This window comes from Methylobacterium variabile, assembly GCF_001043975.1.
In the GTDB taxonomy this organism is placed as follows: domain Bacteria; phylum Pseudomonadota; class Alphaproteobacteria; order Rhizobiales; family Beijerinckiaceae; genus Methylobacterium; species Methylobacterium variabile.
In genome coordinates, this window is sequence record NZ_LABY01000040.1 from 20250 (window position 1) to 36460 (window position 16211).

A 16211-nucleotide genomic window follows, 5' to 3' on the forward strand; every position below is an offset into this window, starting at 1 on the left:
GGTGGAACCGTTAGCATGGGCGCGATCCTCGCCATGACCCGCTGTCCCGACGGGGTGGGCGCCGAGCGGCGGGACGTCCCCGGCGGCGAACTGACGATCGGGCGCGGCAGCGATTGCGACTGGATCCTTCCGGATCCGGACAAGATCCTGTCCAAGCAGCACTGCCGGATCGAGGCGCGCGGCGACGCATGGCTCGTGACCGACAGCAGCTCGAACGGCACCCTCCTCAACGGCACCAGCCTGGAAAGCGGCCTGCCCCATCCCTTGCGGGACCACGATCGGCTGACGCTCGGGAGCTACGAGATCGAAGTCCGCTTCGAGGCGCCCGCGCCCGCCGACCCGGACGACGACCCGCACGTCGACCCCGCCGATGCGCCGACGCGCTTCGTGAGGCCGCCCGATCTGTCGGACCCGCAAAGGCTGACCGGCGACCCTTTCCCGCCGGAGGAGGATCCGCTGGAGGCCGCCCGCCCCTCCGTCGCCCTGCCGCTCGACCTCGACGCCCTGATGGATGCCGGCGATCGGATCGCGGAGCCGTCGGCCCCGTTCCCGGATCAGGTGAGCCATCTCGGCAGCCATTTCACGCCGCCGCGCCCGAGCTTCGATCTGCTACCGGAGGATTGGGATCAGGATGATGCGGCCCCGGAGGGTGTGGGCCCGTCCGAGCTGCCCCGCCCCGTCGACCGGACGGAGGACGACACGCCGTCTACCGGTCCGGTGCCGGTCCGGCCGTCCGCCGCGCCCGACGGGCATGCGGGCGACACCGGCCTCGCGGCCTTCCTGGCAGGCGCCCGCGTCCGGGGCGAACTGCCCGCGGACCCGGACGCGATCCTGCGCCAGCTCGGGGCCGCCTTCCGCGCCATGGTGGGCGGGCTGCGCGAGAGCATGATCGCCCGGGCGGCAGTCAAGAGCGAGTTCCGCATCGGCCAGACGATGATCCGCCCGGCCGGCAACAACCCGCTCAAGTTCTCCGCCGACGACGACGACGCCCTTGCGGCGCTTCTTGGGATCGGCCGGCAGAGTGCGATGAGGCCGGAGGCCGCGGTCGCCGATGCGCTGCGCGACATCCGGCTGCACGAACTGGCGACGGCGGCGGCGTTGCAGAGTGCGGTGCGCGAACTGCTCGCCGAGATCGCGCCCGAGCGCGTGATGCGCAGCGTCCGCGAAAGCGCCATCGACGACCTGCTCGGGCGCAGGAAGCAGGCGGCCTGGGATGCCTACGCGGCCCGCCACGCCGCGGTGACCCGGGCGCTCGGCGACGATTTCGACAGCGTGTTCGGCCGGGCCTTCGCCCGTGCCTACGAGATCGCCCTGGCGGCCGTGGGCAGGCAGGAAGCGCGCCATGAGGCGGACGAGGATGACCCCCTCGACCGGGGCGAGCGTTCCGGGAGGCAGACGTGACCTGGCACAACCGCGTTCTCTGGCAGGAGGGCATGTTCCTCCGCGCTCAGCACTTCCAGCAGCAGGATCGATGGACCGCGGCCGAACTGCGCCGCAGCCTCGCCGGATCGCGGCCCTCCGCCCACGGCTTCACGGCCCTGTCGATCTCGCGCGACCTGCTCGGGACGGGGCGCTTCGCCCTCGCGGCGGCCGCGGGGGTGTTCGACGACGGCACCTCCTTCTCGACGCCGGACGAGGCGGCGCTGCCGCCGCCGCTGAGCGTGCCGGAAACGGCGCGCGACGTCCTCGTCTTCCTGGCCCTCCCCCTCTACCAGCCGGGTGCCTCCGAGGTCGCGGGCCACGGCCGCACCGGCCGCTACGAGGCGGAGGAGTTCGAGGCCTTTGACACCCATTCGGGAGCGACCGAGGCCGCCCAGCTCCAGGTCGGCCGTCTGCGCCTGCGCCTCCTGCTCGAGACTGACGACCGGGAGGGCTACATGTGCCTGCCGGCCGCGCGGATCGTCGAGGTGACCGCCGACCAGCGGGTGGTGCTCGACGAGGCCTTCATCCCGACGGTGTCGACCTGCGTCGCGGCACCGCCGCTCGCAGCGCTCCTCGTCGAACTCGCCGGCCTGCTCAACCAGCGCGGCGAGGCGATCGCGGGCCGGCTCACGGCCGCCGCCGGCAAGAGCAGCGCGGAGGTGGCGGACTTCCTGCTGCTGCAATCCGTGAACGGCTGGCAGACGATGTTCTCGCACCTCTCGGACACGGCCCGCATCCATCCCGAGACCCTGTTCCTCACGCTGCTGCAGATGGCCGGCGAACTCGCGACCTTCACGGATCCGCGGCGCCGGCCGAGCCGCTACGAATCCTACCGTCACGACGATCTGCAGCGCAGCTTCGCGCCCGTGGTCGCCGATATCCGCCGCTCGCTCTCGGCGGTGCTCGAGCAGACGGCGATCCCGATCCCGCTGCAGGAGCGCCGCCACGGCGTCCGGGTCGGGCCGATCACCGACCGCACGCTTCTCAACGGCACCACGCTCGTCCTCGTCGCGAAGGCCGACATGCCGGGTGAGAGCCTGCGGCGGCTGTTGCCGAGCACCGCCAAGATCGGCGCCGTCGAGCACATCCGCGAACTCGTCAACGTGGCGATCCCCGGCATCGAGATCCGCGCGCTGCCGGTCGCGCCGCGCCAGATGCGCTTCATTCCCGAGGCGCAGTACTTCGAGCTCGACCGTCATTCGCCCCACTGGCCGCAGATGCAGAACTCGGGCGGCTTCGCCATCCACGTCTCGGGCGACTTCCCGAACCTCACCATGGAACTCTGGGCGATCCGCGCGTGAGGGGCCGGCCGTGACCAACAACCCCTTCGCCGAGCCCGGTGACGACGACCTGACGACCATTCTGCCCAGGCCGGAATCGCGCGCGCCCGGGCGGTCCGCGCCGGAGACGGCCGATCCGGTCGAGATCGGCTTCTCGGATCTGCCCGGGGCCAATGCCTCGCCGGTGATCTCCGCCGCCTCGCCCCTCCTGTCGCTGCTCGCGCGGCTGCGGAACGTCGCTACCGTCCCCGATCCGGGGCGGCTGCGTGAGCGCACCGTCGACGCGGTGCGGCGCTACGAGCAGGCGCTGCGGGACGCCAAGGTGCCGGTCGAGCTCCTGCGCACGAGCCATTACGCCCTGTGCGCGAGCCTGGACGACGTCGTTCAGAACACCCCCTGGGGCAGCCGCGGCGCCTGGGCGAACGCCTCCCTGGTCTCGACCTTCCATCGGGAGGTGCGCAGCGGCGAGCGCTTCTTCGATCTCCTCACGCGCCTCTGCCAGACGCCGGGCAAGTTCCTGCCGGCGATCGAGCTCATGTACCTGTGCATGTCGCTCGGCATGCAGGGGCGCTACCGCGTCTCGGCCCGGGGCGAGGCCGAACTCGACCGGGTCCGGGAGGAGACCTACCTGGTGATCCTGCGCCAGCGCGGCGCCGCCGAGCCCGCGCTCTCGCCGCATTGGCAGGGCGTCTCCGCACCCTATCGCCCCTTGCGGCCCGAACTGCCGGTCTGGCTGGCCGCCGTCGCGGTGCTCGGTCTGCTCGGTCTCGCCTATGCCTACGTCCTGCTCGGCCTCAATGCCGCCTCCGACCGCCTGTTCGACGAGGCGCTCGCCGCGCCGCCCGCCTCGATGCCGGGCATTGCCCGCGGCGGCGCGCCGAAGCCCCTGCCCCCCGCGCCATCACCGCCCGAGGACCGCGGCGACTTCGCCCGCCTTCTCGAGGCGGAGATCCGCACGGGCATCGTCAGCCTCGCCGGCACCCCCGCCGCGCCGATCATCCGCATCCGCAGCAGCGGCATGTTCGCCTCCGGCAGCGCGACGCTGCAGCCCCGCTTCGGGCCGGTGCTCGAACGGATCGCGGCGGCGCTGCAGCAGCGGCCCGGGCCGATCCGCATCGTCGGCTACACCGACAACGCGCCGATCCGCACGGTCGCCTTCCCGTCGAACTACGAACTCTCGCTCGCCCGGGCCAGGGCGGCGGAGGCTGTCATCGCGCGCGCATCCGGGAACGGCCGCGTCCGCTCCGAAGGCCGGGCCGACGCCGATCCCATCGCCAGCAACGAGACGCCGGAGGGACGTCAGCTGAACCGCCGCATCGAGATCCTGACGGAACCGGTGAGCCGCTCCCGATGAACCAGCTCGCTTCGCTGCTGATGCAGTTCGCCGGACGCTGGGGCAGCGGCTTCGCCGGCTGGGCGATCCTCAGCGCGATCATCTGGTACCTGCTCCCGATCGTGCCGGCGCTGCAGCCGCCGGCCGCGCGCCTCGCCGCGATCGGCGGCCTGCTCGCCGTCTATCTGGCGGTGAACGGTGCGATCTCCTGGCGCAACCATCGCCGTCGCAGTGCCCTTGCCGCCGGCATGACCGACGAGGCCGCCCGCGAGGCGGCGGAGGCCGAGGCTGAGGCCGCCGAGGAGGTGACGCAGCTGCGCGAGCGCATGAAGCAGGCGCTCGCGCAGCTGCGGCGCAAGGGCCGGCGCGGACGCCATCTCTACGACCAGCCCTGGTTCGTCCTGATCGGACCGCCCGGCTCGGGCAAGACCACCGCGCTGACGAATTCCGGGCTGCACCTGCTGCTCGGCGAGGATGGCGGCCGCCCGTCCCTGCCGGGCGTCGGCGGCACGCGCCTGTGCGACTGGTGGTTCGCCGACGAGGCCGTGCTGATCGACACCGCTGGCCGCTACACGAGTCAGGATTCCGCCCCGTCCGTCGACGCGGCCGGCTGGCAGGGCTTCCTCGACCTGATCCGCCGGACCCGGCCGCGTCAGCCGATCAACGGCGTCGTGGTCGTTCTGTCCCTGCCGGACCTCGCCTCCGCCGCGCCGGAGGAGCGGGATGCGCATGCGAGGGCCGTTCGGCTGCGCATCGACGAGATCACGCAGCGGCTGGGCTTGCGGATCCCCGTCTACGTCGTGCTGAGCAAAGCCGATCGGCTGCGCGGCTTCGACGCCTATTTCGACGATCTCGACACGACCGGCCGCGCCCAGGTCTGGGGCATGACCTTCCCGCTCGACGCGGGCGTGGAGCGCTTCGAGCCCGAATTCCGCCTGCTGCTGCGGCGGCTCGACGACCGCCTCGTCGAGCGCCTCCAGGCGGAGCGGGCCAGCGTACGCCGCGCGCTGATCGGGCAGTTCCCGATGCAGGTCGCGAGCCTGGAGCAGCCCCTCGCCGCCTTCCTCAAGCGGGCCTTCTCGGGCAGCCGGCTCGATCCGGCGCCGTTCCTGCGCGGCGTCTACTTCACCTCCGCGACGCAGCAGGGGACACCGATCGACCGCCTGACCGGGATGCTGGCCCGCTCCTTCGGCGTCGATCAGACCCGTGTGCCGGGCTTGCGCCCGGTGAGCGGCCGCAGCTACTTCGTGACCCGCCTCGTCCGCGAGGTCCTCCTCGGTGAGGCGCTGCTGATCACCCGGCGGCAGGACCGCTGGCCGCGGCGGCGGGCCCTGCGGATCGCGGGCTTCGCGGCGGTCGCGACCGCGCTCCTGACCGGCGGAGCCGCCATCCACCTCGCGGAGGCGGACAACCGGGCGGCGGTCGCGCAGGCCCACGACGCGCTCGCGGCCTACCGCCGCCTCCTGTCCGAACTGCGGCTCGATCCGGTTGCCGGGGACGACCTCGTCCGGACGACCCCCGTGCTCGATGCTGCCGCGGGCCTGGTGCAGGGAGTGGACGCCGCGCCCGTCGTGCCGGGGCTCTCGCAGCAGCCCAAGCTCGCCCAGGCGAACCAGCAGGTCTATCGCCACGCGCTGCAGCGCATCCTGCTGCCGCGCCTCGTCTGGCGGCTGGAGCAGCAGATGCGGGCCGATCTCGGCAACGCGGCACGGCTCTACGACGGCACGCGGGTCTACCTGATGCTCGGTGGTCAGGGGCCGCTCGAGCCCGAGGCCGTGCGTGCCTGGATGCGGGCGGATTGGGACGCACGGTTTCCGGAAACCCTGAACGCGCCGCTGCGCGCGTCGCTGGCCCGCCACCTTGACAGGCTGCTCGCCGAGCCGCTCCCGGACATCCCCCTCGACGGCGCCCTGGTCGAGGCGGCCCGCGCCGCCCTCAGCCGCATCTCGCTGGCCGAACGGATCTACGGTCGCCTGCGGTCGGGCCCCGCCGCACGCGCGCTGCCGGATTGGACGCCGGCCGCCGCGCTCGGGCCGGACGGCCGGCGCCTGTTCGCCCGCGCCTCGGGCCGGCCGCTCACCGCGGGGATCCCGGGCCTCTACACGATCCGCGGCTACCGCGAGGCGCTGCAGCGCGACCTGCCCGGCGTGGCGCGGGACGCGGCCGGGGAGAGCTGGGTGCTCGGCCGTACCGAGCAGGTACCGACCGAGGGGCCGCCGCTCGCGACCCTGGAGGAGGCCGTGCTGGCGCTCTACGCCGCCGAGTTCACGGCGCGCTGGGACGCCCTGCTCGTGGACCTCGTCCTGGTGCGCTTCAGCAGCCAGGAGGCGGCGGTCCGGGACCTCTACGTGCTGTCCTCGCCGCAATCGCCGATGCGCGATCTCCTCACGGCGATCACCCGGGAGGTGAGCCTGCTGGCCGATGCGGGAGCCGTCCCGCCGGCGGAGCGCGCCGCGGCCGGGGGCGAAGCGAAGGACCAGACGACCGCCTCGCCGGCCCTCCGCGGCATCGAGCGGCACTTCAAGTCGCTGTTCGACCTCCTCGGCCGGGGAGAGGCGTCCCCCCTCGCCAACATCCTGCGGCTGATCAACGATCTCCAGCAGATGCTGGCGGCAGCCTCCGGGCGTGGCGCACCGCTGCCGGACAGCCTCCAACGGAGCGGCGACCCGGTTCAATTCCTGACCGCCGAGGCCGAGCGGCAGCCCGCCCCCCTGGCGAACTGGCTGCGCGAGATCGCGGTCTCCGGCGGCCAGGTCCTCGGCACCTCGGCCCGCGCGGCCGCCGCTGACGCCTACTCGGCCACGGACGGACCGCTGCCCCTCTGCCGCAGCGTCGTCGACGGGCACTATCCGTTCGATCCGGCGTCCCGGATCGACGCGCCGATCGATGATTTCGCGCGGCTCTTCGGGCCCGGCGGCCAGTTCGACACCTATTTCCAGAAGCAGATCCGAGGCTTCGTCGACACGCGGGGAGCGACGTGGCTGCCGCGCAGGCTGGGCGGGGTCGCCCCGCCGGTCGATGCCGCCGCCGCTGCCGCCTTCCAGCAGATTGCGGCGATCCGTGCCGCCTACTTCCCGGTCGGGGACGCGCCGCAGATCAGCTTCTCCCTGGCGCCGGCCTCCGACAACGACCCGGCCGCGAGCCTGTCCATCGGCGGCACCACCGTGAGCAAGGATCCGAACCAAGCCGCGACCTTCACCTGGCCGAGCGGCGGCCTCAGCGCGGCCGCCCTCACCTTCGACGATCAGGCCGGTCGGGACGCGGCCGGCTTCGGCGCGTTCGCGCTCGCCGCCAACGAGCCGAATCCGCCGCCCGCCGGCATTCAGGTCGGCGGCGCATGGTCACTGTTCCGGCTGCTCGACCGGGCGCGCGTGACCCCGACGCGCAATCCCACGACCTTCGACCTGACCGTGACCGCGGGAGGCCGGCGCGCCGCCTACGTCCTGCAGGCGGGCTCGGCCCGAAGCCCCTTCGCCCGCAACCCGGTGCGCGGGTTCCGATGCCCCTCGATCCGGTGACGACGGCCAAGGCCGGGTTCTACGGCAAGCTCCCGGCCCGCGGCGACTTCCTGCGGGACACCTTGCCGCGAACCGCCGCCGCTGCCTGGGACGCCTGGATGCAGGCGGTCCTCCCCGTCGCCCAGGCGCGGCTCAGTGGCGGCTGGACCGAAACCTGGAGCATGCTCAGGCCCTGGCGGTTCTGGCTCGGCGCCGGGCTGTGCGGGGAAGCCTGCCTGAGCGGCGTCTGGATCGCCAGCGCCGACCGGATCGGGCGGCCGTATCCGTTCCTGCTGGCCGCGCAGGCGGCGGCCCCGACCGAGCGCTTCCTCGCGGCGGCCGAGACGCTCGCCGTGAGAGCGGTCGAGGGCACGGTCACGCCGGAGCAGCTGTCCAGAGCACTGCGATCCGACCTGCGGCCCGAGGCGGCTGCGGCCTTCGCACTGCAGTGCGACGGCGCGCGGGCGCGGTGGTGGCGCGCCGCCGGCGACGAGCGGGAATCGTCCGGCTGGCCGGATGCCGATGCCTTCGTGGAGATGGTGAGATCGTGACGCAGACGTTGCGGCACTGGGCCGCCACCCATCCCGGGACCCGGCGCGCCACCAACGAGGACGCCTATCTGTGTCGTCCGGAGATCGGCCTGTTCGCGGTCGCGGACGGCGTCGGCGGTCACGGCTCGGGGGCGTTCGCCTCGGCGCAGGCGATGAAGGCGCTCGAACAGATCCCGCAGACGGCAAGCCCCGGCGACGTTCTCGTCGCGGTCCGGACCCGGCTCGGCTCCGTGCACGATGCCCTCTGCGCCGCCGCCGCGGAGGCGGGCCGGGAGGATCCTCCGGCGACGACCGCCGTCGTGCTGCTGCTCGGCGGCGGCCACCTCGCCTGCGTCTGGGTCGGGGATTCCCGGGCCTACCTGCTGAGGCGGGGCGAACTCTTCCGGCTGACCACGGACCACAGCGTGGTCGGCGAATTGGTGAAGGCCGGCCGGCTCACCGACGCCCAGGCCGAACGCCGCTCCGACGGCCACATCATTACCCGGGCGCTCGGCGTGAACACCGGGGGCGCGCTGCTCGACAAGGTGACCGCCCCGGTCGAGCCCGGCGACCGCCTCCTCCTGTGCAGCGACGGCCTGCCCAGATCCGTCTCCTCGCAGGTCATCGGCGCGACCATGGCCGCGGACGAGCCGGCCGCCGCCCTCGTCGCGGCAGCGCTCGCCGCCGGCGTGCGGGACAACGTCACCGCGCTGGTCGCGCGCGTCTGAGTTTCCACCCGCGATGCGAACCCCGGCGGATCAGGCCGGAAGGTGCCTGCGTTCGTCCGAACTCGCCCCGTTGTGGCGTCGGCGGAAGGCGATCCGGAAGCCGCCACCGAACCCGCCTCCAAGCGGCTCCGAGTGGTGAGATGGCGCCGACAGGCGATCGCTCCAGCGCGCAGACCGGGACAAGCGGTCGTCCCCTGCGCGGCCCTCTCCCGGAGACGATCCGCGTTACAGGCGCAACCCTTCTCCGCCGTCCGGCCGCGAACCTGCAATCGTCCCGCAGCCGGACGCCGGTACTCGGACCCTGCCGGAAGCCGGCGGGAGCGAGAAGGGCGCGCAGAATGAACGTCAGGCGGGAGCACTATGCTCAAACCGAAGCGATGTCATGCGGGGCAGCCGCCCTGATGTGCGCGCTCGTCGAACTTGGATGCACGCACTACGCGACCGGGCTTGGCGGTCTCTCGATCAGCCATCACTCGGAGCGCGAGATCTATCGCGTGATCAGCAGCCCCCTGCCCTACTTCAAGACACCGGGCTACTCGCTGCCGCCACAGATCGCGAGATACGCGATCGAACTCGGCCTCGGCGCCGTGTGCTATGTCCCGAGGAATTTCCTGAACAACACGTTGAGTGCGTTCTACGCGAACATCAGGCCGGAACTCGAATCTCTCGGCGTCGAGGTGGTTGACGACTCGATGCCCTTGCTCCAGCGCAACCAGCGGGCGCTTCGCGTGGTTCGGCGGCTGGTGATCGGCCTGCACTGGATCCTGATCAGGCCCGACACGTCCTGGATGGATCCCGACGGCGGCAAGGAACACACCTTCTTCCTGAATACGGTCCCGGAAATCTATCCCGGCGACACCGGGATCTCGCTGGTCCTGACACGTCAATCCTGATCCTCCGCCCTGCGCGGCCGGCAACCCGAGCGACGCAGCACCTACCAGCCGTCGCGCACCCGCAGCTGGCCGCCGGCAAGACCGCGGAAGGAAGCGATGCGTGGTGCGTTGGAGCCGTCGTCTCCCGGTTCATCGTCCAGAGGGCACCACTGTGGCGCGGCGCCATCGCGAGAGTTGCTCAGCGCATCGGCCGCCGGGGTGCTGCCGGCTATCACAGCACCGCCAAGACACGCCGTCCGCACGGCTTGATCGTGCCCGACACCATCACGTTGCTGCATCTGCCGGCGTCCTCGCCGGAGCTGAACCCGATGGAGCTGGTCTGGTATTGCCTGCGGCAGAACAAGCTCGCCAACCGGGGTGTTCCGGACCTATCTGCAGATCATGGATGCGTGCTGCACTGCCTGGAAATTCTTCGCCAACGACGCAGATATCGTTACTTCCATCACGATACGAGAGTGGGCACAGGTCAAAATCTAGCAATCACTGGCATCATATGCTCGATTTGTGCAACGATCGCCGCTGTGGAGCGTCATAGCTGGACCAGCGTCGCCGGCTTCGCTGAGGAAACTGTTCACTCACCGATCGGATTTACTGGTCTGGCCCTCGTCACCACTCGGCGATGGGTCGCGAGCAGGCCCGGCAAGGCGGCGTCCAGCATCGCGGCGCGGACGGCATCGCGATCGGCCGTGCCATCCATCCCATAGACCCTCGAGCGCAAGCCCACATAGACCAGAGCGCCGTGGATTCCGAAGAGCAGCTCGAACTCGTCCGCCACGAGGGGTTGGGCCTGCGGGCTCGGCAGGTTGGATTCCGCCCGCATGTCTTCGAGGAGAGGCGCGAAGATGCGTTCGCGCACCATGCCGAGGTAGCGGCTCGGGAGATCGAAGCCCTTCAGTCCGGCCGAGACGAAGATCCGCAACCAGGCGTAATCGTCGATCGTTCGCTGGTAATCCATCTCGAAGCGCCGGAACCGCTCCAGGCACGGCAGGGAGGCGTCGCGCACCGTCTCCTCCCAGCCGAGCTTCCAGCGCTTGAGGTAGACTTCCTCGTAGATGCGCTCGATCAGCGACGCCTTGGTGGGGAAGTACCGGAACAGGAGCGGCTGCGCGATGCCCAGGCGGCGGGCGAGTTCGCGGGTATGGCCGTCGAGGCCGACCTCGGCGAAGTAGGCGATCGCCCCCTCGACGATCTGGCGCTCGCGGCTCTCCGCCGTCAGCCGCCGTCCGGTCGGGACGCTCACGGTCCCGCTCTCCGCCTTTCGGCCTTTGGGCCTGCTTGACGCCATCGCGGTTTTGGCCTCCTCTTGAGCGATCGATCAACAAGGGCATCCAGCCTGTCCCATCGGGGCGGTCATGGGCAAGCCCATCGGGAGGAGGACCAGCGCGTGAAGGCGCCCGACTTCGCCTATGTGCGCCCCGCCTCGCTCGACGCGGCTCTGGCGCTGCTCGCCGAGCACGGCGAGGATGCGGCCCCCCTCGCGGGCGGTCAGAGCCTCGTCACGGCGCTGAACATGCGGCTCGCCTCTCCCCGCCTGCTGGTCGACCTGAACGCGATTCCCGATCTCGCCGGCGTCTCGGAGTGGGACGGCGCGGTGCGGATCGGCGCCATGACGCGCCACCGCGACGTGGGCACCGCGTCGATCGTGCGCGAGCGCTTGCCGCTCCTGGCCGCGGCCCTGCCCCACATCGCCCATCCGGCGATCCGCAACCGCGGCACGATCGGCGGCTCGGTGGCGCTGGCGGATCCGGCCACCGAATGGCCCGCTTGCTGCTTGGCCGCCGGCGCCACCATCGTGGTGCGCGGGCCGAGAGGCGAGCGGCGCATTGCGGCCGAGGACTTCTTCCTCGGCCTCTACGCGACGGCTCTGGAGGCCGGCGAGATCGTCACCGCGGTCGAGTTCCCGGTGCCGGGCCCCGGCGCGGTCTGGGGGTTCGGGGAATTGTCGCGCCGCCACGGCGACTATGCCCTCGTCGGACTCGCCGCGACCGGGCGGCAGACCGGCGGGAGCCTCACCGATCTGCGCCTCGCCTTCTTCGGGGTCGCCGACCGGCCGGTCCTGGCGCGCGCCGCCGCGGCGGCGGTCGAGGCCGGCGACGTCGCGGGGGCCCAGGCGGCGCTCGCCGGCGAACTCGCCCCCACGGACGATCCCGCGACCAGGGCCGCGACGCGGCTGCACCTCGCCCGCGTCCTCCTCGGCCGCGTGGCGGGCCGGATGTGCGGGGATACCGAGACGAAGGGAGGCCCCGATGGCGTCTGAGAGCCCGGACCGCGAGCACGCGGTCGCGTTCACGCTCAACGGCGAGGCCGTGCGCGCCCGGGTCCCGGCTAGGGTACATCTCGGCGACCTCCTGCGGGGCACCTTCGGCCTCACCGGGGTGCATCTCGGCTGCGAGCACGGCGTCTGCGGCGCCTGCACGATCCTGGTCGATGGGCGGGCGGTGCGCGCCTGCCTGATGCTCGGGGTCCAGGCCGACGGCGCCACCGTCGAGACCGTGGAGGGCCTGACCGAGAGCGGGCGCATCCGCGACCTGCAGGACGCCTTCCACGCCCGCAACGCCCTGCAATGCGGCTACTGTACCCCCGGGATGCTGGTGACCGCCGCCGAGCTTCTGGCAGACGAGGCCGCCGCGTCGTCTCGGGAGGAGATCCGCCAGGCGATCTCCGGCAACTACTGCCGCTGCACCGGCTACCACGCCATTGTCGACGCGATCGCCACCACGGCCGAGTCACGCCGCACCCGCCGGGAGGCCGCCGAATGAGCGCGGAACCCAGCGGCCTCACCTTCCTCGACCGGCCGAACAGCTATATCGGCCGCTCGGTCCCGCGGCCGAACGCGCGGCGCCTGCTGGAGGGCCGCGGCGTCTACGTCGACGACGTTCCCGCCGCCCGCCTCGCCCACGTCGCCTTCCTGCGCAGCCCTCACGCCCATGCCCGCATCCGGTCGATCGACACGGAGGCGGCCCGGGCGATGCCGGGGGTGATTGCAATCGTCACCGGGCCCGAGCTGGCGGAGGTGTGCACGCCGTGGATCGGGGTGCTCGGCCACTTCAAGGGCCTGCGCTCGGCGCCCCAGCACGCCCTGGCGGTCGACCGGGTGACCTGGGTCGGGGAGCCGTTCTGTGCGGTCGTCGCCCGGAGCCGCGCCGAAGCCGAGGACGCGCTGGCGGCGATCGAGGTCGCGTTCGAGCCGCTTCCCGTCGTGGTCGAGATGGAGACGGCCCTCGATCCTGGGACCCCGGCGATCCACCTGGATCTCGGCGACAACCTCGCCTTCGAGCGCGTCCTCGACGTCGGCGAAGTCGACGCGGCGTTCCGCGACGCAGCTCTCGTGGTCGAGGAGACGTTCCAATTCGGCCGGCATACCGGCGTGTGCCTGGAGCCGCGGGCGATCCTGGCCGACTGGGCACCGGCGGATGGCCTGCTCACCGTCCACCACTCCTTCCAGGCGCCGCACATGATGCAGGACATCCTGTGCAAGCACCTCTCCCTGGCCGAGGGGGCGGTGCGGGTGATCTGCCGGGATGTCGGCGGCTCGTTCGGGATCAAGGTCCACATCTACCCCGACGAGATGGCGACCTGCGCGCTGGCGCTGATGCTCAAGCGCCCGGTCAAGTTCGTTGCCGACCGGCTGGAGAGCTTCCAGAGCGACATCCACGCCCGCGACCACCGGGTCACCGCCCGGATGGCGTTCTCGGCGGAGGGCGACATCCTGGCGATCGACATGGACGACCTGACGGGAATCGGGCCCTACTCGGTCTATCCGCGCACCAGCGCGGTCGAGGCCAACCAAGTCGTCAACCTGACCGGCGGTCCCTACCGCCACCGGCATTACCGCGCCCGGGCCCGGGTCGTGCTCCAGAACAAGGCGCCGACCTGCCAATACCGGGCGGTCGGCCACCCGATCGCCACGATGGTCGCCGAGGGCCTGGTGGATCTCGGGGCCGCCCGGCTCGGGCTCGATCCGCTGGCCGTCCGCGAGCGCAACGTCATCCCGGACGATGCCTATCCGTGCGCCGGCGTCTCAGGGATCAAGCTCGAGAAGCTGTCCCACCAGGCGGCGCTCGCGAAGCTCAAGGCGATGATGGGCTACGACGCGTTGCGGGCTGAACAGGCGGTTCTTCGGGAGCAGGGCATCTACCGCGGCATCGGCCTTGCCGCCTTCATCGAGATCACGAACCCTTCCGCCGCCTTCTACGGGGTCGGGGGCGCCCGCATCTCCTCGCAGGATGGCTGCACGGTCCGGCTCGATCCGCAGGGCGGCGTTGTCGCCGCAATCAGCGTGACCGAGCAGGGCCAGGGCACCGAGGGCATCATCGCCCAGATCGTCGCCACCGCCACCGGCGTGCCGATGGACAAGGTCAGGGTGATCTCCGGCGACACGCAAGGAACGCCCTATGGCGGCGGCACCTGGGCCTCGCGCGGGGCCGGAATCGGTGGCGAGGCCGCCTGGCAGGCCGGCAAGGCGCTCCGCGAGAACGTCGTGGCGGTGGCGGGCGCGATCCTCCAGGCCGATCCGGCGAGCCTCGACGTGCGTGACGGGGCCGTGGTGGATACCGCAACGGGCACGGAGCGCATGACGCTCGCGGAGCTCGGCCGCATCGTCTACTTCCGGCCCGACACCCTGCCGCCGGGCGTGCAGCCGGAATTCGTCGCGACCCGGCACTACGTGCCGAAGGACTACCCCTTCGCCTTCACCAACGGCGTGCAGGCCTCCTACGTCGAGGTCGACGTGCAGACCGGGTTCGTGCGGCTCCTCAAGCACTGGTGCGTCGAGGATTGCGGCACCGTCCTCAACCCGCTCCTCGTCGACGAGCAGATCCGCGGCGGCATCGTCCAGGGGATCGGTGGGGCCCTGTTCGAGCACTGCCTCTACGATGCCGACGGCCAGCTGCAGAACGGCTCGATGGCCGACTACCTGGTACCGATGGCCTGCGAGATGCCCGACATCGAGGTCGCCCACGTCGTCTCGGCGACGGCCTCCTCGGAGATCGGCGCCAAGGGCGCCGGCGAGGCCGGCACCGCCGGCGCGCCGGCGGCGGTGGTCAACGCCATCAACGACGCGCTCAGGCCCCTTGGGGCCCGGGTCTCGCGCCAGCCAGTGACGCCCGAGGTGGTGCTGGAGGCCCTGGGCCTGATCTGAGTGCAACTCCCGCTGTGCCGATGCCGCCGCGTCGGGCGGCGATGGTGACCGGACGTTGCGTGAGAGACACTGAACGACATCCGGGAACCGGTCCACCCGAACGAGGCCGGTCCCGATACGGAAACGCCACTCGAACCGAGGGACGATAGGATGACGACGGGCTTCGACAGGCGCCGGCTGCTTCAGGGCAGCGCCGCCGCATCCGCGCTGGCGCTCGCCGCCCCGGCCCTCCTGCGGTCGGCCGCCGCGCAGGGCGGCCCGATCCGGATCGGGTTCCCTGTGCCGCTCACCGGCGCCTTCGGGGCCGAGGCGAACGACCAGGTCCGCGCCGCCCAGCTCGCGATCAAGGAATTCAACGAGGCCGGCGGCTTCCAGGGCCGCCAAGCCGAGCTCCTGATACGCGACGACAAGCTCAATCCCGGCGAGGCCGCCACCCGCACCCTCGAGCTGATCGAGAAGGACAAGGTCAACTTCCTCGTCGGCGGGCTCTCGGCGGCGGTGACGCTGTCGATCAACAACGTCGCCCGCGAGCGCGGAGTGATCTACAACTCGATCAGCCAGTCGGACGCGATCAACGAGGCCAAGGATTTCGGCCGCACGACCTTCCACGAGGCGCTCAACCCGCACATGACCGCCGGCGCGGTCGGCCGCTACGTCTTCCCGAAGAGCGGCAAGCGGGTCGCCTTCCTGAGCGCCGACTACGCCTACGGCCATGAGATGATGCGCGGCTTCAAGCGCGCCGGCGAGACCTCGGGCATCGAGGTCGTGGCCGATATCCGCCACCCGATCGGCGCCTCGGACTACTCGGCCTTCCTGCCCCGGATCGCCGCGCTCAAGCCCGACGTGCTCTGTCTGTGCAATTTCGGCCGCGACCAGGTGGTGTCGATCCAGCAGGCGACCGAGTTCGGCCTCAAGCGCAACACCAAGCTCGTGGCGCCAGTCCTCCTCTTCACCTCGCGCAAGGCCGGCGGCGAGGCCTTCGACGGTGTGATCGGCGGGACCTCGTATTACTGGCGCCTGGAGGACAGCGTGCCGAGCGCCAAGGCGTTCAACGACAAGTTCCGCGCAGCCTATGGCGGGGCGGTGCCCTCCGATTACGGCGCGCTCGGCTATGCCGGCGTCCGCTCGGTGCTGGAGGGCGTAAAGATGGCCGGATCGACCGAGACCGACAAGGTCGTGGCCGCGATGGAGGGCCTCAAGGCCGACTTCTACAAGGGACCGCAGAGCTTCCGGAAGTGCGACCACCAGCTGGTGCAGTCGGTGCTGATCGTCGAATCGAAGTCGAAGGGCATGAAGACCCCGGACGACGTCTTCACGATCCTGGGCACCGAGGGGCCCGACGAGCGCTTCCTGCGCGGCTGCGACGAACTCGGCCACAAGGCATGAGC

General features: G+C 71.5%; 12 protein-coding genes. 11 read left to right on the forward strand and 1 reads right to left on the reverse strand.

From position 1 onward, the window contains the following. Positions 1-15 precede the first annotated feature (15 nt). The 7 genes from tagH (at position 16) to VQ02_RS06845 (ending at position 9683) form a co-directional block, all read left to right on the forward strand. Positions 16-1401 carry a type VI secretion system-associated FHA domain protein TagH gene (tagH, locus tag VQ02_RS06815; RefSeq protein WP_053080267.1) on the forward strand — a complete coding sequence of 462 codons (1386 nt, stop codon included), beginning with the start codon at positions 16-18 and terminating at the stop codon, positions 1399-1401. Then, positions 1398-2723: a type VI secretion system baseplate subunit TssK gene (tssK, locus tag VQ02_RS06820; protein ID WP_048443409.1), complete on the forward strand. Its 1326-nt coding sequence runs from the start codon at positions 1398-1400 to the stop codon at positions 2721-2723. The genes tagH and tssK overlap by 4 nt, the downstream gene beginning before the upstream one ends. A gap of 10 nt (positions 2724-2733) precedes the next feature. Further along, complete coding sequence (gene tssL, locus VQ02_RS06825) at positions 2734-4056, forward strand: type VI secretion system protein TssL, long form (RefSeq protein WP_048443410.1); 1323 nt, start codon at positions 2734-2736, stop codon at positions 4054-4056. Next, entirely contained in the window at positions 4053-7553 is a 3501-nt protein-coding gene (tssM, locus tag VQ02_RS06830) for a type VI secretion system membrane subunit TssM (protein ID WP_053080268.1), read from the forward strand. The genes tssL and tssM overlap by 4 nt, the downstream gene beginning before the upstream one ends. Further along, positions 7535-8083, forward strand: coding sequence for a type VI secretion system-associated protein TagF (gene tagF / locus VQ02_RS06835; protein WP_053080269.1), 549 nt, complete (start codon positions 7535-7537; stop codon positions 8081-8083). The genes tssM and tagF overlap by 19 nt, the downstream gene beginning before the upstream one ends. Beyond that, positions 8080-8790, forward strand: a complete 711-nt coding sequence (locus VQ02_RS06840) for a PP2C family protein-serine/threonine phosphatase (protein ID WP_053080270.1) — start codon at positions 8080-8082, stop codon at positions 8788-8790. Before tagF ends, VQ02_RS06840 begins: the two co-directional genes overlap by 4 nt. Before the next feature lie 338 nt (positions 8791-9128). Continuing rightward, on the forward strand, positions 9129-9683 hold the full coding sequence (locus VQ02_RS06845; RefSeq protein WP_157080531.1) for a T3SS effector IpaJ family cysteine protease: 555 nt from the start codon (positions 9129-9131) through the stop codon (positions 9681-9683). 571 nt (positions 9684-10254) lie between these two features. On the opposite strand, the gene VQ02_RS06850 is transcribed toward VQ02_RS06845, so the two are convergent. Further along, complete coding sequence (locus tag VQ02_RS06850; RefSeq protein WP_245239651.1) at positions 10255-10923, reverse strand: TetR/AcrR family transcriptional regulator; 669 nt, start codon at positions 10921-10923, stop codon at positions 10255-10257. A gap of 144 nt (positions 10924-11067) precedes the next feature. On the opposite strand from VQ02_RS06850, the gene VQ02_RS06855 reads away from it, so the two are divergent. The 4 genes from VQ02_RS06855 to VQ02_RS06870 all read left to right on the forward strand — a co-directional run bounded on the left by VQ02_RS06855 (position 11068) and on the right by VQ02_RS06870 (position 16209). Continuing rightward, entirely contained in the window at positions 11068-11940 is an 873-nt protein-coding gene (locus VQ02_RS06855) for an FAD binding domain-containing protein (RefSeq protein WP_048443413.1), read from the forward strand. Then, complete coding sequence (locus VQ02_RS06860; protein WP_048443414.1) at positions 11930-12442, forward strand: (2Fe-2S)-binding protein; 513 nt, start codon at positions 11930-11932, stop codon at positions 12440-12442. Before VQ02_RS06855 ends, VQ02_RS06860 begins: the two co-directional genes overlap by 11 nt. Then, positions 12439-14823, forward strand: coding sequence for a xanthine dehydrogenase family protein molybdopterin-binding subunit (locus tag VQ02_RS06865; RefSeq protein ID WP_048443415.1), 2385 nt, complete (start codon positions 12439-12441; stop codon positions 14821-14823). Before VQ02_RS06860 ends, VQ02_RS06865 begins: the two co-directional genes overlap by 4 nt. 150 nt (positions 14824-14973) lie before the next feature. Next, positions 14974-16209 carry an ABC transporter substrate-binding protein gene (locus VQ02_RS06870; protein WP_048443416.1) on the forward strand — a complete coding sequence of 412 codons (1236 nt, stop codon included), beginning with the start codon at positions 14974-14976 and terminating at the stop codon, positions 16207-16209. Positions 16210-16211: the final 2 nt, after the last annotated feature.